Origin of the sequence: Streptomyces yaizuensis, from assembly GCF_034961445.1 — a bacterium.
Lineage (GTDB): Bacteria > Actinomycetota > Actinomycetes > Streptomycetales > Streptomycetaceae > Streptomyces > Streptomyces yaizuensis.
This window is the reverse complement of sequence record NZ_BSBI01000022.1, coordinates 13,440-31,452: the sequence shown is the minus strand read 5'-3', so window position 1 is coordinate 31,452 and position 18,013 is coordinate 13,440. Positions and strand designations below refer to the sequence as shown.

The window sequence follows — 18,013 nt, the reverse complement described above, 5'->3', positions numbered from 1 at the left end:
CGTGGGCGGCTGCGACCGGGCCCGGAGGCAAAGGGGGCCGGGCCCTCGGTGAAGGGCCCGGAGACACGAGCGGGCGACCGCCCCGGGAGGCGGTCGCCCGTCGGCTGGTCCTGGACCGGCCTTAGCTCGTCGTGGATGCGAAGTGATCAGTGATCCTCTTGACCTGCTCCGGCCGGCACGGCCGTCAGTCGGTCGCTCTCATCCTGTATTTCCGCGGCGATCTTCTTGAGTTCCGGCTCGAACTTGCGCCCGTGGTGGGCACAGAAGAGCAGCTCACCGCCGCTGGTCAGGACGACGCGCAGATACGCCTGGGCGCCGCAGCGGTCGCAGCGGTCAGCGGCCGTCAGCGGGCTCGCGGGGGTCAGAACAGTAGTCACGTCGCCTCTTCTCTAGCTCGACGAGCTGTCGTACCAGGGTCAACATCCAACCAGTCCCAAATCGTTCCCGCTCGGGACTTTTCCTTGAAAATTTCTTCTTCGGAGGCTGGCTGCTGCCGGTTGGCGGCGAATGGGCCGTATTGCGGTGCTTTACGGGTTTCGCGTTGCTTGTCTTGTTGGGGCCCTCCCGGCTGGGTTGCCGGTTGTTGTTGAGGACGTGCCCGGAGCCTAAATGGTTCATGCGCGGAAGGGAACGTGATGTTCGCGTCACTCCATCGAGGGATCGAACAGACATACGACTCTGGACTAGGGTATGCAAGGACCAGGGTGGCGTGACAACGGCTCTACCAGGGCTCGGTACCCTCTCAACGGGCGACCGACGCCAGGCCCTACCCCACCGGGCCCCATCTGAAATTCAGCGAGGAGCGAACCGCGTGACCGCCGAAACGTCCGTGCCGTCGACAGCGCTGCTGACCGCAGAGCGTGACGGTTCCAACTACACCGCGCGGCATCTGCTCGTCCTGGAAGGCCTCGAAGCGGTTCGCAAGCGCCCCGGCATGTACATCGGATCGACGGACAGCCGCGGTCTGATGCACTGCCTCTGGGAGATCATCGACAATTCCGTCGACGAGGCCCTCGGCGGCTACTGCGACCACATCGAGGTGATCCTGCACGACGACGGCTCCGTCGAGGTGCAGGACAACGGCCGTGGCATCCCGGTGGACGTGGAGCCCAAGACCGGCCTCTCCGGCGTCGAGGTCGTGATGACCAAGCTGCACGCCGGCGGCAAGTTCGGCGGCGGCTCCTACGCCGCGTCCGGCGGCCTCCACGGCGTCGGCGCCTCCGTGGTCAACGCGCTCTCCGCCCGCCTCGACGTCGAGGTCGACCGCGGCGGCGCCACCCACGCGATCAGCTTCCGCCGTGGCGTCCCCGGCATCTTCACCGAACAGGGCCCCGACGCCCCCTTCGACCCCGACAACGGGCTGCGCAAGGGCAAGCGGGTGCCCAGGACCCGCACCGGCACCCGCGTGCGGTACTGGGCGGACCGGCAGATCTTCCTCAAGGAGGCCCGGCTCGGCCTGGAGACGCTGCACCAGCGCGCCCGGCAGACCGCCTTCCTGGTGCCCGGCCTCACCATCGTCGTGCGCGACGAGCGCGACCTGGAGGGCGAGGGCAAGAGCCAGGAGATCTTCCGCTTCGACGGCGGCATCAGCGAGTTCTGCGAGTACCTGGCGCAGGACAAGGCCGTCTGCGACGTGCTCCGGCTCACCGGCCAGGGCACCTTCAAGGAGACCGTCCCGGTCCTGGACGACCGCGGCCACATGACCCCCACCGAGGTCACCCGCGAGCTGGCCGTCGACATCGCGCTGCGCTGGGGCACCGGCTACGACACCACGGTGCGGTCCTTCGTCAACATCATCGCCACCCCCAAGGGCGGCACCCACGTCACCGGCTTCGAGCGCTCCCTCACCAAGACGGTCAACGAGGTGCTGCGCTCCGCCAAGCTCCTGCGGGTGGCGGAGGACGACATCGTCAAGGACGACGCCCTGGAGGGCCTCACCGCCGTCGTCACCGTGCGGCTGGCGGAGCCGCAGTTCGAGGGCCAGACCAAGGAGGTGCTGGGCACCTCCGCGGCCAACCGGATCGTCTCCAACGTCGTCGCCCGCGAGCTGAAGGCGTTCCTCACCTCCACCAAGAGGGACGCCAAGGCCCAGGCCCGCGCGGTGCTGGACAAGGCCGTCGCCGCCGCGCGCACCCGGATCGCGGCCCGTCAGCACAAGGACGCACAGCGCCGGAAGACGGCCCTGGAGTCCTCCTCGCTCCCGGCCAAGCTGGCGGACTGCCGCAGCGACGACGTGGAGCGCAGCGAACTCTTCATCGTCGAGGGCGACTCGGCGCTCGGCACCGCCAAACTGGCGCGGAACAGCGAGTTCCAGGCGCTGCTGCCGATCCGCGGCAAGATTTTGAACGTACAGAAGTCGTCCGTTTCGGACATGCTGAAGAACGCCGAGTGCGGCGCCATCATCCAGGTCATAGGGGCCGGTTCGGGCCGGACCTTCGACATCGACGCGGCGCGGTACGGGAAGATCGTGCTGCTGGTCGACGCCGATGTCGACGGCGCCCACATCCGCTGTCTGCTGCTCACCCTCTTCCAGCGGTACATGCGCCCGATGGTCGAGGCGGGCCGGGTCTTCGCGGCCGTGCCGCCGCTGCACCGGATCGAGCTGGTCCAGCCCAAGAAGGGCCAGGACAAGTACGTCTACACCTACTCCGACAACGAACTCCGCCAGACCCTGCTCCAGTTCCAGCGGAAGAACATCCGTTACAAGGACTCCATCCAGCGCTACAAGGGCCTCGGCGAGATGGACGCGGACCAGCTGGCGGAGACCACGATGGACCCGCGCCACCGCACCCTGCGCCGGATCAACATCGGCGATCTGGAGGCGTCCGAGCAGGTCTTCGACCTGCTGATGGGCAATGAGGTCGCTCCCCGTAAGGAGTTCATCACCAGCTCCGCGGCCACCCTGGACCGCTCCCGCATCGACGCCTGAGCCCGCCGGCCGGGCCCCGTCCCTGACACCCCGGCCCTGACACACCGGCCCCGACGCGGAGTCCCCGCGCCGGGGTCGGTGTGTCAGGGACGCGCCGACCAGAGGTAGCGGTGCTCGGGGCGGCCCGTCTCGCCGTACTTGAGACTGAGCCGCACCCGGCCGGCCCGCTCCAGGAGCTTCAGATAGCGCTGCGCGGTCTGCCGGCTCACCCCGGCGCGGTCCGCGATCTCCTGGGTGGAGAGCGGGCCCTCGGCGGTCAGCAGCACCTGCCGTACCACCTCGGCGGTGGTCGGCGAGTGCCCCTTGGGCAGATCGGGGGCGATCGAGCCGGCGGAGAGCGCGCCGAAGATCCGGTCCACCTCGGCCTGTTCGGCCTCGCCGCCGCTGCCGAGGGTGCGGCGCAGCCCCGCGTACGCCTCCAGCTTGGCGCGCAGCCCGGCGAAGTTGAACGGCTTGACGAGGTACTGGAGCGCGCCGTGCCGCATCGCCGCCTGGACGGTGGCCACGTCGCGGGCGGCCGTCACCATGATCACATCGGTGTGGTGGCCGAGTCTGCGCAGCTCCCGGACGACGGCGAGGCCGTTGCCGTCCGGCAGGTAGTGGTCCATGAGGACGAGGTCGGCGGGGGAGTCGGCGATCCGGGCGAGGGCCTCGGCGGCCGAGTGGGCCTCCGCGGTGACCCGGAAGCCGGGCACCTTGGCCACATAGGCGGCGTTGATGCCCGCGACCCGGATGTCGTCGTCGACCACCAGGACGTCGATCGTCTCGTCGCCATCGCCGCCCGGCGCCGGCGTGTTCGTCCCGGCCGGTCCGGTGGTCACCGGACCGCTGCGGACCGTGCTGCCGCTGTTCATGATCGTGCCTCCGCCGCCGTGGCGGGGTCCGGCCCGGGCTCGCGGGCCGTCAGCTCCGTCAGCGCCTCCGGGAGGATCACGACGAACTCGGCGCCGCCGCCCTCCGCGTCGCGGACCTGGGCGCTGCCGCCCTGCCGCTCGGCGAGCCGGCGCACCAGGGCGAGGCCCAGGCCGCGCTTGCCGTGCGCGGGCAGCTCCTTGGTGGTCCACCCCTCGGTGAAGATCTCCTCGCGCTGCTCGGGGGGGACGCCGGGGCCGCTGTCCGCGACCCGCAGCACCGCCGTGCGGCCCGCCGAGGACAGTTCGACCTCGATCCGGGGTTCGGGCGAGCCGGCGGCGGCGTCCATCGCGTTGTCGACGAGGTTGCCGACGACGGTCACCAGTTCGCGCGGGTCCACCAGCCGGTCGGGGAGCAGGGTGCCGGGCGCGATGCGCAGGGAGACCCCGCGTTCGGCGGCGACGGTGGCCTTGCCGACGAGCAGCGAGGCCAGCAGCGGGTCGTGGATCTTCTCGGTGACCTGTTCGGCGGTGGCCCGGTGCACCCCGACGACCTCGTTGACAAAGTCGACCGCCTCGTCGTGCATCTCCAGCTCCAGCAGGCCGAGGAGGGTGTGCAGCCGGTTGGCGTGCTCGTGGTCCTGGGCGCGCAGGGCGTCGATCAGGCCCCGGGTGGAGTCCAGCTCCCGGCCCAGCCGTTCCAGCTCGGTACGGTCGCGCAGGGTGGCGACCGCGCCGCCGTCGTCGGTGGGCATCCGGTTGGCGATCAGCACCCGGTGGCCGCGTACGGTCACCAGGTCCTCGCCGGTGACCCGGCCCGCCAGGACATCGGCGGTGCGGCCGGAGCCCAGCACCTGGTCGAGCGGGAGCCCCCGGCCGTCGGACTCCAGCCCCAGCAGCCGCTGCGCCTCGTCGTTCATCAGCCGGATCCGGCCCGCCGAGTCCAGGGCGACGAACCCCTCGCGGATGCCGTGCAGCATCGCCTCGCGCTCCGCGAGCAGGGCGGAGATGTCGGAGAAGGCCAGGTCGTGGGTCTGGCGCTGGAGCCTGCGGGAGATGAGATAGGCGGCGATCGCCCCGGCGGCCAGGGCGCCGCCCGCGTACAGGAGCAGCCCGGGGATCGCGGAGAACAGCCGGTCGCGGACGCTGTCGTACTCGATGCCGACGGAGACGGCGCCGACGATCCGGCCCGTCTCGTCCCGGAGCGGGACCTTGCCCCGGGCGGAGCGGCCGAGGGTGCCGCTGTCGATCTCCATGATCTCCCGGCCTGCGAGGGCCGCGCTGGGGTCCGTGGAGACCAGCCGCCCGATCTGCTGCGGGGAGGTGTGGGACCAGCGGACCCCGCCCATGTCCATGATCACGACATACTCGGCGTCGGTGACCCGGCGGATCCGCTCGGCCTCCGCCTGGACCGGGCCCCCGGGCGCGGGGCGGGTACGGGCCAGGCTCTCGGCGACCTGCGGGGACGCGGCGGTCTGGGCGATGGCCAGCGCACGGCGCATCGCCTGGTCGTCGAGTTGCGCGGAGAGCGGCGCGAGGAAGAAGCCGGTGGCGAGGACGGTCACACCGGTGGCGATGGCCAGCTGCATCAGCAGGACCTGGGAGAAGACCCGCTGCGGCCAGCCGATCCGCCGTCGTCGGGGCGGGGCGGTCGGTTCCGGGCTCATGTCTATGAACGGTAAACGGAGCCGGGGCCTTTCCGAAATCCACCCGGGCAGGACCCGGACGAGGGGCCCTGTCCCTCGGGCACGGGCACGGGTACGGGCAGGGGGAGCGGCGGGCGCGGGCCCGTGTACCGGCCGCTCGGCCGCATCCGCAGTGGCTGCTCCTCGTACTCCTCCAGGGCGTGCGCGATCCAGCCCGCCGTCCGCGCGACCGCGAAGACCGTCTCGCAGGCCTCGGGGGCCATCCCGAAGGCCACGGTGAGGGCCCCGAGCGCCAGGTCGACATTGGCGTTCAGGTCCAGCTGCCGGGCGGTCGCCGCCTCCACCTCGCGGGCCGCCGCCATCGCCGCACGGGCGGCCGGGACGGTCTCCAGGGCCGCGAAGACCGCCTCGGCGCGCGGGTCGCGGCCGGGGTAGAGCCGGTGGCCGAGGCCGGGCACCGGGCGGCCCGCCCGCAGGTGGTCGGCGACGACGGCTGCCGCGCTGCCGCGCTCCAGCACTTCGGTGAGCATCCGGTGGGCGAGGCTGCCCGCCGCGCCGTGCAGGGGGCCGTCCAGTACGCCCAGACCGGCCGACACGACGGCGTACGGGTGGGCCCGGGCCGACGCCGCGACCCGTGCGGCCAGCGTGGACGCGGCCAGGTCGTGGTCGACGAGCAGGGCCAGCGTGAGATCGAGGACGCGGACCGCCGCCGGATCGGGGTCCGCCGGGGTCAGCCGGCACCAGAGCCGGCGGGCGATCGGCTCCGTATCGGAGGCCCCTGTACCGGAGGCCCCTGTACCGGAGGCCCCCGTACCGGAGGTCCCCGTACCGGAGGTCCCCGTACCGGACGCATCCGCACCGGATCCCTTCGTACCGGATCCCTTCGTGCCGGGCTGTTCCCCGCGTACCGGCAGCGCGTCCACCAGCGTCGGGATCAGCATCCGGGCGCTGCCGATCACCGATTCCTGCCCCAGGTCGAAGCGGACGGGGTCGGTGACGGCCGCCGCGACGGCCGCCACCCGCAGCAGATCCGCCGAACCGCTGTCCCCGGGCATGGCCGCGACCGCCCGGCGGGCCGCCGCCAGCGCCCGGGGCGGTGCCGTGAACCGGATCCCCGGCCGCAGGGTCCCCGTCCAGAGCCAGTCGGCGACGGTCTCGTACGAGTGATGCCGGGCCAGCTCCGTGGCGTCCACGCCCCGGAAGAAGTACCGGTCCTTGTCGATGAGGGTGATGCCGGTACGGATCCGCTGCGACGGGTCGCCGCCGTCCCCGCTGTCGGCGGAGCGGCGGTTGCGCCGCAGCAGCGCCTCGACCTCCGCCGCGTCGAAGGTGCTCCCGCGCCCGCCGGGGTCGCGCCGGCTGGTGAGCAGGCCCCGGCTGACGTACGCGTACAGCGTCGCGGGCTTCACACCCAGCCGCTCGGCCGCCGCCCGGGTGGTGAGGCGCCCCCCGGGCTCCCCGGACTCCCGGGCCGCCGTCGCGTGACCTGGGTGATCCGCCTGATCCGCCTGATCCGTCATGAGGTCACCGTACACACCTCATACATATTGATTCAATCAATATTGACATCGACAGATTCAAGCATGGACAGTCGGAATCAATCTTTGAAGGAGGAGATCACCATGCACAGCACCTCCGAAGGTGTCGCCGTGCCGCGCGGGCTCGCCGGTGTCGTCGTCACCGACACCGGACTCGGGGACGTCCGCGGCCGGGAGGGCTTCTACCACTACCGCCAGTACTCGGCCGTCGAACTGGCCGAGAGCCGCGGCTTCGAGGACGTCTGGCACCTGATGTTCCACGGCCGGCTCCCCGACGCCGCCGAGCGCGCCGCCTTCCTCGCCCACACCGCCCGGCTGCGCCCCCTGCCGGCGAAGGTGCGGGCCGCCCTGCCCGTCATCGCCCGTGCCACCGCGCCCGCCGGGCCGCTCGCCGGGCTGCGCACCGCGCTCTCCCTGCTCGGGGCGGCCACCGGGATGCGGCCGGTCCACGACCTCGACGCCGACGCCCGCCGGGCCGACGCCCTCGCCGCCTGCGCCGCCGTCCCCACCCTGCTCACCGCCCTGCACCGGCTCGGCCGGGGGCTGGAGCCGGTCGAACCCCGCGCGGACCTGCCGTACGCCGCGAACTACCTCCACATGCTCACCGGCACCGAACCGGAGCCCGGCCGGGTCCGCGCGATCGAGCGCTATCTCATCTCCACCGTCGACCACGGCTTCAACGCCTCCACCTTCACCGGCCGGGTCATCGCCTCCACCGGCGCCGATGTCGCCGCCGCGCTGACCGGCGCGATCGGCGCCCTCTCCGGGCCGCTGCACGGCGGCGCCCCCAGCCGGGCCCTGGACACCCTCGACGCCATCGGCACCCCCGACCGGATCCGCCTCTGGGTCCGCGAACGGGTGCTGGCCGGCGACAGGATCATGGGCTTCGGCCACCCCGTCTACCGCACCGAGGACCCCCGCTCCCGGATGCTGCGGTCCGTCGCCGAGGGCTTCGGCGGCCCGCTGGTGGAGTTCGCCACCCAGGTGGAGAAGGAGGTCGTCGCGATCCTCGCCGAGCTGAAGCCCGGCCGTGAGCTGCACACCAATGTGGAGTTCTACGCCGGTGTGGTCATGGAGCTGTGCGGGCTGCCGCGCGAGATGTTCACCCCCACCTTCTGTGCCGCCCGGGTCGTCGGCTGGAGCGCCCATATCCTGGAGCAGGCGGCGGACCCGAAGATCATCCGCCCGGCGGCCCGCTACACCGGCCCGCCCCCGCCGCAGCCCGTGCCCGCCGTCTGAGAGGCCCCCAGGTGAGCCCCGTCCCCGCGCCGAGCGCGCCGATCCCCGTCATCGTCCTGGCGGGGTTCCTCGGCTCGGGCAAGACCACCCTGCTCAACCATCTGCTGCGGGCCTGCCGGGGCACCCGCATCGGTGCGATCGTGAACGACTTCGGCGCCATCGAGATTGACGCCATGACCGTGGCGGGCCAGCTCGGCGACTCCACCGTCTCCCTCGGCAACGGCTGCCTCTGCTGCGCCGTCGACGTCAGTGAGCTGGACGGCTTCCTGGAGAAGCTGGCCCGGCCCGCCGCCCGCCTCGATGTGATCGTCATCGAGGCCAGCGGGCTCGCCGAGCCGCAGGAACTGGTGCGGATGGTGCTCGCCAGCGAGAACGAACGGATCGTGTACGGGGGTCTCGCCGAGGTCGTCGACGCGGCCGAGTTCGACGCGACCCGGGCCCGCCACCCCGAGATCGACCGGCATCTGGGCGTCGCCGACCTCGTGGTCCTCAACAAGACCGACCGGGTGGACGAGGACGGGCGGGCCCGGCTCCGGGCGGAGCTGGCCGCGCTCGCGCCCGGGGCGGCGGTCGTGGAGTCGGTGTACGGGCGGGTCGACCCCGAGCTGTTCTTCGACCCCCGGCCGAACGAGGAGCGGGTGGGACAGCTCGCCTTCGAGGACCTGCTGGACGACGCCCACCACGGCGACCACGGCGACCACTCCGGCCATCTGCACGCCGCCTACGACAGCGTCGACTTCACCGCCGACCGGCCCCTGCACCCCCGGCGGCTGCTCGACTTCCTCGACTCCCGCCCCGAGGGGCTCTACCGGATCAAGGGCTTCGTGGACTTCGGCGCCGCCGATCCGCGCAACCGGTACGCCGTGCACGCCGTCGGCCGCTTCCTCCGCTTCCACCCCGAGCCCTGGCCCGCCGCCGCCGAACGCCGCTCCGAGCTGGTCCTCATCGGCTCCGGCGTGGACGGCCCCGCCCTGCGCACCGCGCTGGCGGGCGCCCGGGTCACCGGCTCGCCCGGCGACCTCCCCGACGAGCGGAGCATGTGGGGCGTCCTGCGCTACGTCCCCGGCCCGGCGGCGGACGAACGGGACCAGCAAGACGAGCGAGGCGAGCGGGAGTACGCGGCCGACGACGGGTACGCGGAGGAGCCGCCTGAGCCGGACACCGACCTGGGCCAGTGAGACCCGGGGCGGTGAGACCCGGGCCGGCGAACAGCACGGCGGAGGGGCCGGCCGGGGTGGAATCCCCGCCCGGCCCCTCCGCCGTAACCGGCTGTCGCCGCCGTACTCCTGCCCGTACGCCCCGGGCGGCGGCCCGTCAGCGCGGCGGGCCCGCCAGGAACGCGACCTCCGAGATCGGGGGCGTGCCCGAGCCGTCACGGCGCGGGTCCGGCTCCGGCAGCGCCGCCGGGGTGCCGTTCTTCTGCGCGGCCCGCACCGGGGCCTCGCCCGCCCAGGCCAGGACGAGCATGTCCTCGCCCTTCAGGAAGCGCTGACAGCGCACTCCTCCGGTGGCCCGCCCCTTGCGCGGGTACTGGTCGAACGGGGTGAGCTTCACCGTCGTCACCGACGCGTCCAGCGCGCCGGACGCCCCCGCCGCCGTGAACACGGCCGCGTCCGCCGCCGGGTCCACCGCCGTGAACGACAGCACCTGGGCACCGTCGGTCAGCTTGACCCCGGCCATGCCGCCCGCCGCCCGGCCCTGCGGCCGCACCTGCCCCGCCGGATACCGCAGCAACTGCGCGTCGGACGTGATGAAGACGAGATCCTCCTCGCCGGTGCGCAGCTCGGACCCGCCGACGATCCGGTCGCCCTCCTTGAGCGCGAAGACCTCCAGCTCGTCCTTGTTGGCCGGATAGTCCGGCACGACCCGCTTCACCACGCCCTGGAGCGTGCCCAGCGCCAGCCCCGGCGAGGACTCGTCCAGCGTGGTCAGACAGACCACCGACTCGTCCGCCTCCAGCGACAGGAACTCCGACAGCGGAGCGCCCCCGGAGAGCGTGGGAGCGGTCGCCGTCTGCGGCAGCTGCGGCAGGTCGATCACCGCGATCCGCAGCAGCCGCCCGGCGTTGGTCACCACACCGATGTCGGCCCGCGCGGTCGCGAGCACCGACGACACGATCAGATCGTGCTTGGCCCGCTTCTCGCCCGGCTCCGGCAGCGGATCGCCGGTCACCGTCCGCGCCAGCAGCCCCGTCGACGACAGCAGCACCCGGCACGGGTCGTCGGCCACCTCCAGTGCCACGGCCGCCGCCGGGACCGCCGCCGACTCCAGCAGCACCGTGCGCCGCTCCGTCGAGAACTTCTTCGCCACCGCGGCCAGTTCGCCCGAGACCAGCTTGCGCAGCTCCGCGTCGGAATCCAGGATCCGGGTCAGCGCCTCGATCTCGCCGGTGAGCCGGTCCCGCTCGGACTCCAGCTCGATCCGGTCGAACTTGGTCAGCCGGCGCAGCGGGGTGTCCAGGATGTACTGCGTCTGGATGTCGGAGAGGCTGAAGCGCTCGATCAGCCGCTCCTTCGCCTGCGCCGAATTCTCGCTGGACCGGATGGTCCGGATCACCTCGTCGATGTCGAGCAGCGCGACGAGCAGCCCCTCGACCAGGTGCAGCCGGTCGCGCCGCTTGCTCCGCCGGAACTCGCTGCGCCGCCGCACCACCTCGAAGCGGTGGTCGAGATAGACCTCCAGCAGCTCCTTCAGCCCCAGCGTCAGCGGCTGCCCGTCCACCAGCGCCACATTGTTGATCCCGAAGGACTCCTCCATCGGGGTCAGCTTGTAGAGCTGCTCCAGCACGGCCTCGGGGACGAAACCGTTCTTGATCTCGATGACCAGCCGCAGCCCGTGCGCACGGTCGGTGAGGTCCTTGACGTCGGCGATGCCCTGGAGCTTCTTCGACCCGACCAGATCCTTGATCTTGGAGATGACCTTCTCCGGGCCGACCGAGAACGGCAGCTCGGTGACGACGATGCCCTTGCGGCGCGGCGTCACGTCCTCCACGGCCGTCGTGGCACGGATCTTGAAGGTGCCGCGGCCGGTCTCGTACGCGTCCTTGATGCCCGCGAGGCCCACGATCCGGCCGCCGGTGGGCAGATCCGGACCCGGGACGAACCGCATCAGGGTCTCCAGGTCCGCGCCCGGGTAGCGGATCAGATGGCGCGCGGCCGCGATGACCTCGCCCAGATTGTGCGGCGGCATATTGGTCGCCATGCCGACCGCGATGCCGGACGAGCCGTTGACGAGCAGATTGGGGTAGGCCGCGGGCAGTGCGACCGGCTCCCTCTCCTGACCGTCGTAGTTGGGCGAGAAGTCCACCGTGTTCTCGTCGATGGACTCGGTCATCAGCGACGTGGCGTCAGCCATCCGGCACTCGGTGTACCGCATCGCGGCCGGCGGGTCGTCGTTGCCCAGTGAACCGAAGTTCCCGTGGCCGTCGACGAGGGGGACCCGCATCGAGAACGGCTGGGCCATCCGCACCAGGGCGTCGTAGATCGACGCGTCACCGTGCGGATGCAGCTTGCCCATCACCTCGCCGACGACACGGGCGCACTTCACATAGCCCCGGTCGGGGCGCAGCCCCATCTCGTTCATCTGGTAGACGATGCGGCGCTGTACCGGCTTCATCCCGTCCCGCGCGTCGGGCAGCGCGCGGGAGTAGATCACCGAATAGGCGTATTCGAGGAAGGAGCCCTGCATCTCGTCGACGACGTCGATGTCGAGGATCTTCTCCTCGAAATCGGGCTGCGGGGTTTTCGTGCTGCGGCGGGCCATCGCGGCTGCTGCTCCTTCACGTACCGGATCGGGAACTGACGCCGACCATTGTGGCCCGTCGCACTGACAACACCGACCGCGACCCGGGGAACGACACCTGGGCGCCCGCTCCGCCGGACCTGAGCCGACACCTCCGCCGGACCACCGCCGAAGGCCCGCGGGCCGTCCGCCGCCCGGCCCGCGGGCCCCTTCCACCCGTCCCGGCGCGGCCCGGAGAGGTGCCGTACGATCCGCCGGACTTCGCCAGGTGTCGGTCCGCTTGCATACAGTGGCATCGCTGGGAAAACAACACCCCAACAGCATCGCGATCGAAGGGACGTACATGCCCATGGGTCACACGGCCACAGCTCAGGCCGGTTCGGGCGGCCTGACAGCGACGGAGCACCGGCTGGCCAACGGCCTGCGGGTGGTGCTCTCCGAGGACCACCTGACCCCGGTCGCCGCGGTCTGCCTCTGGTACGACGTCGGCTCGCGCCACGAGGTCCCCGGCCGCACCGGCCTCGCCCACCTCTTCGAGCACCTGATGTTCCAGGGCTCGAAGCAGGTCCACGGCAACGGCCACTTCGAACTGGTGCAGGGAGCGGGTGGCTCGCTCAACGGCACCACCAGCTTCGAGCGCACCAACTACTTCGAGACCATGCCCGCCCACCAGCTGGAGCTGGCGCTCTGGCTGGAGGCCGACCGCATGGGCTCGCTGCTGGCCGCCCTCGACGACGAGTCGATGGAGAACCAGCGCGACGTCGTCAAGAACGAGCGCCGCCAGCGCTACGACAACGTGCCCTACGGCACCGCGTTCGAGAAGCTCACGGCCCTCGCCTACCCCGACGGCCACCCGTACCACCACACGCCCATCGGCTCCATGGCCGACCTGGACGCCGCGACGCTGGAGGACGCCCGCGCGTTCTTCCGCACCTACTACGCGCCGAACAACGCGGTGCTGTCGGTCGTCGGCGACATCGACCCCGAGCGCACCCTCGCCTGGATCGAGAAGTACTTCGGCTCCATCCCCGCCCACGACGGCAAGCCCGAGCCCCGCGACGGCAGCCTCCCCGACACCATCGGCGAGCAGCTGCGCGAGGTCGTCGAGGAGGAGGTGCCCGCCCGCGCGCTGATGGCGGCCTACCGGCTGCCCCACGACGGCACCCGCGCCTGCGACGCCGTCGACCTGGCGCTCACCGTCCTCGGCGGCGGCGAGTCCTCCCGGCTGCACAACCGCCTGGTGCGCCGCGACCGCACGGCCGTCGCCGCCGGTTTCGGCCTGCTGCGGCTGGCCGGAGCCCCCTCGCTGGGCTGGCTGGACGTGAAGACCTCCGCCGATGTCGAGGTCGAGGGGATCGAGGCCGCCGTCGACGAGGAGCTGGCCCGCTTCGCCGAAGAGGGCCCGACCCCCGAGGAGATGGAGCGCGCCCAGGCGCAGCTGGAGCGCGAATGGCTGGACCGGCTCTCCACCGTCGCCGGCCGCGCCGACGAACTGTGCCGGTACGCGGTCCTCTTCGGTGACCCGCAGCTCGCCCTGACGGCGGTCGACCGCATCCTCACGGTCACCGCCGACGAGGTGCGCGCCGCCGCGGCGGAGCGGCTGCGCCCCGACAACCGCGCGGTGCTGGTCTACGAGCCGCTCGCCGCCGACGCCACCGGGCAGCCCGCCGACACCGCCGACACCACCGACAGCGCCGACGAGGAAGGGGCGGGGCAGTGACCGACGCCGAGCCGCTGACCACCATGGAGTTCCACCCGCTGCCCGAGGCCGGCGAGGCCCGGCCCTGGGCCTTCCCCGCCCCCGAGCGCGGCAGCCTCGGCAATGGGCTCACCGTGCTCCGCTCCCACCGTCCCGGCCAGCAGGTCGTGGCCGTCGAGATCCTGCTCGACGCCCCGCTCGACGCCGAGCCGGACGGCCTCGACGGCATCGCCACGATCATGGCCCGGGCCCTGACCGAGGGCACCGACAAGCGCTCGGCGGAGGAGTTCGCCGCCGAGCTGGAGCGGTGCGGGGCCACGCTGGACGCCCACGCCGACCACTCCGGCGTACGGGTCTCCCTGGAGGTCCCCGCCTCCCGGCTGGCCAAGGCGCTCGGACTGCTGGCGGAGGCCCTGCGCGCCCCCGCCTTCCTCGACACGGAGATCGATCGGCTGGTGCACAACCGGCTGGACGAGATCCCCCACGAGACCGCCAACCCGGCCCGCCGGGCCGCCAAGGAGCTGTACCGGCAGCTCTTCCCGGCCGAGCTGCGGATGTCGCGGCCCCGTCAGGGCGCCGAGGAGACCGTCGCCCGGATCGACGCCCCGGGCGTCCGCCGCTTCTTCGAGACCCATGTCCGGCCCGCCACCGCCACCGCGGTCGTCGTCGGCGACCTCACCGGCATCGACCTGGACAAGGTGCTCGCCGATACCCTCGGCGAGTGGACCGGCGACGAGGCGGACCTGCTGCCCGTACCGCCGGTCACCGCCGACGACACCGGCCGGGTGATCGTCGTGGACCGCCCCGGAGCGGTCCAGACCCAGCTGCTGATCGGCCGCGTGGGCGGGGACCGCCACGACCCGGTGTGGGCCGCGCAGGTGCTCGGCTCGTACTGCCTCGGCGGCACCCTCACCTCCCGGCTCGACAAGGTGCTGCGCGAGGAGAAGGGCTACACCTACGGCGTGCGCGCCTTCGGGCAGGTGCTGCGTTCCGCGCCCGACGGCACGGGTGTGTCGCTGCTCGCCATCAGCGGCTCCGTGGACACGCCCAACACCGGCCCCGCGCTGGCGGACCTGTGGCAGGTGCTGCGCACCCTGGCGGCCGAGGGGCTGACCGACGCGGAGCGCGACACCGCCGTGCAGAACCTGGTGGGGGTGGCGCCGCTGAAGTTCGAGACGGCGGCGTCCGTCGCGGGCACGCTGGCCGACCAGGTCGAGCAGTACCTGCCCGACGACTACCAGGCGCGGCTGTACGAGCGGCTGGCGGCGACCGGCACGGTGGAGGCGACCGCCGCGGTGGTCAGCGCCTTCCCGGTGGACCGGCTGGTGACGGTGCTCGTCGGTGACGCGTCGCAGATCGCGGAGCCGGCCAAGGCGCTGGGCATCGGCGAGGTCACCGTCGTGACCGGCTGACCCGTTTCCCCTGCCCTGTTCTGCCCGGTATGGGTGGGTCAGGGCGACAGATGACCCCGGTGATGCGCTCCACATCGCCGGGGTTTCCTGCTCTTTGTCCATTTTTGATGGGAAGTCATGGGGAACTGGCCTTTCTGGGCTGTGGCATAGCCAACAAAAATCGCCGTCTGTTTGGCGAACCGGCGGCGGCGACCGTAGCGTCGGTCCGGCTGTTCGCCCGCTGTACGCCGCATCCGTGGCACGGACAGTCATCGCCGAGTCCCCACCGGGTGCGAGCCCGGGGGAGCCGGGGACCCACCGTCCCCAGGGGTGAATCGGACGCCTTCGCTCCGCGCGGAGGGGCCCGTAGGAGACCTTCCTGCTCCGAACCCGTCAGCTAACCCGGTAGGCGAGAAGGAAGGAAAGGATCAGCCTCTCCATGGCGTTGACCCGCTCCACCGGGAAACACCGTGCTCCGGGCCGTGTGTCGCGCAACGGCGCACGCATCGCCGGCGTCGCCACCCTCGCCACCACGGGTGTCTGCGGAACCCTCGCCTCCCCGGCCGCCGCCGCCGGGAACGACACGTCCGCCACCCCCGCGTCCTCCTCCGAGGACACCGGCACCTTCATGATTCTCGCGGCGGACGCCGAGGCCGACTCCATCGCCGACGAGGTCGCCGACCAGGCCGTCACCCAGAAGCGCGCGGCCATCGCCCGCGAGGAGGCCGCCGAGGAGGCCCGCCGCAAGGCCGAGGCCCGGGAGCGCGAGGCCCAGGAGGCCCGCGAGCGCGCCGCCCGCGAGGCCGAGCGCAAGCGGCTCAACGCCTACCAGGCCCCGGTCGCCGGCTCGTACGTCTCCACCGCGTACCAGGCGGGCGGCGGTTACTGGTCCTCCGGCAGCCACTCCGGCATCGACTTCCACGCGGCCCTCGGCACCCCCGTGGTCTCCGTGGGCGCGGGCACCGTCGTCGAGGCCGGCTGGGGCGGCGCCTACGGCAACAACGTCGTGATCCGGATGAACGACGGCTCGTACACCCAGTACGGGCATCTGCACTCCCTCAACGTCACCACCGGGCAGAGCGTGCTGCCGGGCCAGCAGATCGGCCTGGCCGGCTCGACCGGCAACTCCACCGGCGCGCACCTGCACTTCGAGGCCCGCAGCGGCGCCGACTACGGCTCCGACGTCGACCCCGTCGCCTATCTGCGCGCGCACGACGTGAACATCTGAGCCCACCGCGCCCGTACGGCCCTCGCGGCCCCGTGCACGGCGTCACCGAAGGCCCCCGGCGAGCACGCCGGGGGCCTTCGGCGTACTCCGCCGTACCGGTTCCGCCGCCGGGGGCCCAAGGGCTGGCCGGAAGAAGGCGGCGCCGGACGCGGCCCCACGGAGAAAGAGCGCTCCCTGCAATAGAGTCGCCGAACGCGCGGCACAGGGCCGCGCGGCCCGGGGCGGCCGGCGACCCCTGCCCCGAGGGGGCCGTGGCGGCGGCCCGACGGAACCCGGGCGGACAGCGGCGGACCACAGCGGAGGTTCGGTCATGCGCGTTCCGGCGCACTCGGTCTGCACGGCGATCCGCGACGACATCGTCTCCGGGGCCCTCGCGCGCGGCGCCCGGCTCGCCGAGGAGCGGCTCGCCCGCCGTTACGGCGTCTCCCGCATCCCCGTCCGCGAGGCCCTGCGCACCCTGGAATCCGAGGGGTTCGTGGTCATCCGGCGGCACGCCGGGGCGCAGGTCGCCGAGCCCACCGAACAGGAGGCCGCCGATCTGCTGGAGACCCGGATGCTGCTGGAGCCCCTGGGCGCGGCGCGCGCGGCCCGCCGGCGCACCGAGGCGCATCTGCGGGTGCTGCGCGGCCTGGTCCGGCTGGGCCAGGAGCGGGCGCGCGGGGGAGGGGGCGAGGATCTGCGGGCGCTGGGCGGCTGGTTCCACGAGACGCTGGCGCAGGCGTCCGTCAGCCCCGGGCTGATCGCCCTGCTCACCCAGTTGCGGCACAGGATCGCCTGGATGTACGCGGTGGAACCGCCCGCCGAGCCGCTGGCGTACTGGGCCGAGCACGGCGCGATCCTGGACGCGGTGGCGCGCGGCGACGCGGAGCGGGCGCGGGCCCTGACCGCGCTGCACGCCGAGCGGAGCGCGGGGGCGCACCGGCTGCGCTTCCCCGGCGGCCCGCGCCCGGCCCGCCGCGCGCCCCGGCTGGCGACGGCCCGCCCCTGAGGTCCGGGCCCCGCCCCTGAGGTCCGGGCCCCGGGCCGGCGGCCGGCTCAGCGGTCGGCGGCCGGGTACGCGGTGGGCGGCTGGCTCAGCGGTGGACGGCCGGGTACGCGAAAGCCGCGGCCCCCGTGGTCGGCTGGGAGCCGCGGCCCGGCGTGCCGGACTCGGGGACACCGCGCGGGCGCGTCGGTGCCCCCGGGGTCCGGCGGGGAGTGCGGCCCGGGGCCGGGATGGTCGGGGCCCGGCCCCGGGCGCGTCGGTCCGGACCCGCGAGGGCCCGGCCCGGAGGTGGTCTCAGACCGTCTCCGGAAGCTCCTCAAGACCCTCCGCGACCAGCTTGGCCAGCCGGTCCAGCGCCGCGTCGGCGCCCTCCGCCTCGGAGGCCAGCACGATCTCCTCGCCACCCTGGGCGCCCAGGCCCAGCACGGCGAGCATCGAGGCCGCGTTGACCGGGCTGCCGTCGGCCTTGGCGATCGTCACCGGCACACCGGAAGCGGCGGCGGCACGGACGAAGAGGGAAGCGGGTCGGGCGTGCAGGCCCTCGGCCCAGCCGACATTGACACGGCGCTCAGCCATGGTGGTGCCCTTCGGGGGGAAATGGGTTGTCTAGACCAGTGTGCCATGGTACGGGCACCACCCGGCCCCGCCCGCGCGCCGATCCGGCCGCGCCACCGGACCCCGCCCACCGGCCCGGCGAGGGCCCTTTGTCCCGCCGTTCGGCCCCGTGGGCTCCGGCCGCCCGCCCCCACCTCGGACATCGCCGCCC

13 protein-coding genes and 1 riboswitch are annotated in these 18,013 nt (G+C 72.9%); of the genes, 7 read left to right on the top strand and 6 right to left on the bottom strand.

What is annotated here, in order from left to right; translation table 11 throughout:
• Window positions 1-146: 146 nt before the first annotated feature.
• Window positions 147-377 (bottom strand): DUF7455 domain-containing protein, encoded by a 231-nt coding sequence (locus SYYSPA8_RS35545; RefSeq protein WP_323451594.1) that lies wholly within the window; start codon window positions 375-377, stop codon window positions 147-149.
• Between the two features lie 434 nt (window positions 378-811).
• On the opposite strand from SYYSPA8_RS35545, the gene SYYSPA8_RS35540 reads away from it, so the two are divergent.
• A complete protein-coding gene (locus SYYSPA8_RS35540; protein WP_323451593.1) occupies window positions 812-2,929 on the top strand; it encodes a DNA gyrase/topoisomerase IV subunit B in 2,118 nt (705 codons plus the stop codon).
• 83 nt (window positions 2,930-3,012) lie between these two features.
• On the opposite strand, the gene SYYSPA8_RS35535 is transcribed toward SYYSPA8_RS35540, so the two are convergent.
• The 3 genes from SYYSPA8_RS35535 to SYYSPA8_RS35525 are packed head-to-tail and all read right to left on the bottom strand — an operon-like array spanning window position 3,013 to window position 6,946.
• The gene (locus SYYSPA8_RS35535) at window positions 3,013-3,783 is read right to left on the bottom strand and encodes a DUF7342 family protein (RefSeq protein ID WP_323451592.1); all 771 of its coding nucleotides are present in this window, start codon (window positions 3,781-3,783) and stop codon (window positions 3,013-3,015) included.
• The gene (locus SYYSPA8_RS35530; RefSeq protein ID WP_323451591.1) at window positions 3,780-5,447 is read right to left on the bottom strand and encodes a sensor histidine kinase; all 1,668 of its coding nucleotides are present in this window, start codon (window positions 5,445-5,447) and stop codon (window positions 3,780-3,782) included. The genes SYYSPA8_RS35535 and SYYSPA8_RS35530 overlap by 4 nt, the downstream gene beginning before the upstream one ends.
• A gap of 2 nt (window positions 5,448-5,449) precedes the next feature.
• Window positions 5,450-6,946 carry a citrate synthase gene (locus SYYSPA8_RS35525; protein WP_323451590.1) on the bottom strand — a complete coding sequence of 499 codons (1,497 nt, stop codon included), beginning with the start codon at window positions 6,944-6,946 and terminating at the stop codon, window positions 5,450-5,452.
• A 102-nt stretch (window positions 6,947-7,048) separates the two neighbouring features.
• Here SYYSPA8_RS35525 and SYYSPA8_RS35520 point away from each other — a divergent pair, with 102 nt between their 5' ends.
• Both SYYSPA8_RS35520 and SYYSPA8_RS35515 read left to right on the top strand, forming a co-directional pair.
• Window positions 7,049-8,203 (top strand): citrate synthase/methylcitrate synthase, encoded by a 1,155-nt coding sequence (locus SYYSPA8_RS35520; RefSeq protein ID WP_323451589.1) that lies wholly within the window; start codon window positions 7,049-7,051, stop codon window positions 8,201-8,203.
• Window positions 8,204-8,214: 11 nt separating this feature from the next.
• On the top strand, window positions 8,215-9,381 hold the full coding sequence (locus SYYSPA8_RS35515; RefSeq protein ID WP_323451588.1) for a CobW family GTP-binding protein: 1,167 nt from the start codon (window positions 8,215-8,217) through the stop codon (window positions 9,379-9,381).
• A gap of 136 nt (window positions 9,382-9,517) precedes the next feature.
• Here the strand turns inward: SYYSPA8_RS35515 and SYYSPA8_RS35510 are convergent, their stop codons facing one another.
• Window positions 9,518-11,965: a DNA gyrase/topoisomerase IV subunit A gene (locus SYYSPA8_RS35510; protein ID WP_323451587.1), complete on the bottom strand. Its 2,448-nt coding sequence runs from the start codon at window positions 11,963-11,965 to the stop codon at window positions 9,518-9,520.
• Window positions 11,966-12,287: 322 nt separating this feature from the next.
• Between SYYSPA8_RS35510 and SYYSPA8_RS35505 the strand changes: the two genes are divergently transcribed.
• The 4 genes from SYYSPA8_RS35505 to SYYSPA8_RS35490 all read left to right on the top strand — a co-directional run bounded on the left by SYYSPA8_RS35505 (window position 12,288) and on the right by SYYSPA8_RS35490 (window position 17,250).
• A complete protein-coding gene (locus SYYSPA8_RS35505) occupies window positions 12,288-13,664 on the top strand; it encodes a M16 family metallopeptidase (RefSeq protein WP_323451586.1) in 1,377 nt (458 codons plus the stop codon).
• Window positions 13,665-13,687: 23 nt separating this feature from the next.
• Window positions 13,688-15,055 carry a M16 family metallopeptidase gene (locus SYYSPA8_RS35500; RefSeq protein ID WP_323451656.1) on the top strand — a complete coding sequence of 456 codons (1,368 nt, stop codon included), beginning with the start codon at window positions 13,688-13,690 and terminating at the stop codon, window positions 15,053-15,055.
• A gap of 242 nt (window positions 15,056-15,297) precedes the next feature.
• A riboswitch (cyclic di-AMP (ydaO/yuaA leader) is annotated at window positions 15,298-15,460 on the top strand.
• A gap of 13 nt (window positions 15,461-15,473) precedes the next feature.
• Entirely contained in the window at window positions 15,474-16,262 is a 789-nt protein-coding gene (locus SYYSPA8_RS35495; RefSeq protein ID WP_323451585.1) for a M23 family metallopeptidase, read from the top strand.
• A 310-nt stretch (window positions 16,263-16,572) separates the two neighbouring features.
• Window positions 16,573-17,250 carry a GntR family transcriptional regulator gene (locus SYYSPA8_RS35490; RefSeq protein ID WP_323451584.1) on the top strand — a complete coding sequence of 226 codons (678 nt, stop codon included), beginning with the start codon at window positions 16,573-16,575 and terminating at the stop codon, window positions 17,248-17,250.
• Window positions 17,251-17,541: 291 nt separating this feature from the next.
• On the opposite strand, the gene SYYSPA8_RS35485 is transcribed toward SYYSPA8_RS35490, so the two are convergent.
• A complete protein-coding gene (locus SYYSPA8_RS35485) occupies window positions 17,542-17,823 on the bottom strand; it encodes an HPr family phosphocarrier protein (RefSeq protein WP_323451583.1) in 282 nt (93 codons plus the stop codon).
• Between the last annotated feature and the right edge of the window lie 190 nt (window positions 17,824-18,013).

Excerpts from the sequence above, each read along its gene's own strand:
- SYYSPA8_RS35535 (WP_323451592.1), bottom strand. The coding sequence starts at position 3,783 with ATGAACAGCGGCAGCACGGTCCGCAGCGGTCCGGTGACCACCGGACCG.
- SYYSPA8_RS35530 (WP_323451591.1), bottom strand. The coding sequence starts at position 5,447 with ATGAGCCCGGAACCGACCGCCCCGCCCCGACGACGGCGGATCGGCTGG.
- SYYSPA8_RS35525 (WP_323451590.1), bottom strand. The coding sequence starts at position 6,946 with ATGACGGATCAGGCGGATCAGGCGGATCACCCAGGTCACGCGACGGCG.
- SYYSPA8_RS35520 (WP_323451589.1), top strand. The coding sequence starts at position 7,049 with ATGCACAGCACCTCCGAAGGTGTCGCCGTGCCGCGCGGGCTCGCCGGT.
- SYYSPA8_RS35510 (WP_323451587.1), bottom strand. The coding sequence starts at position 11,965 with ATGGCCCGCCGCAGCACGAAAACCCCGCAGCCCGATTTCGAGGAGAAG.
- SYYSPA8_RS35505 (WP_323451586.1), top strand. The coding sequence starts at position 12,288 with ATGCCCATGGGTCACACGGCCACAGCTCAGGCCGGTTCGGGCGGCCTG.
- SYYSPA8_RS35500 (WP_323451656.1), top strand. The coding sequence starts at position 13,688 with ATGGAGTTCCACCCGCTGCCCGAGGCCGGCGAGGCCCGGCCCTGGGCC.
- SYYSPA8_RS35495 (WP_323451585.1), top strand. The coding sequence starts at position 15,474 with ATGGCGTTGACCCGCTCCACCGGGAAACACCGTGCTCCGGGCCGTGTG.
- SYYSPA8_RS35490 (WP_323451584.1), top strand. The coding sequence starts at position 16,573 with ATGCGCGTTCCGGCGCACTCGGTCTGCACGGCGATCCGCGACGACATC.
- SYYSPA8_RS35485 (WP_323451583.1), bottom strand. The coding sequence starts at position 17,823 with ATGGCTGAGCGCCGTGTCAATGTCGGCTGGGCCGAGGGCCTGCACGCC.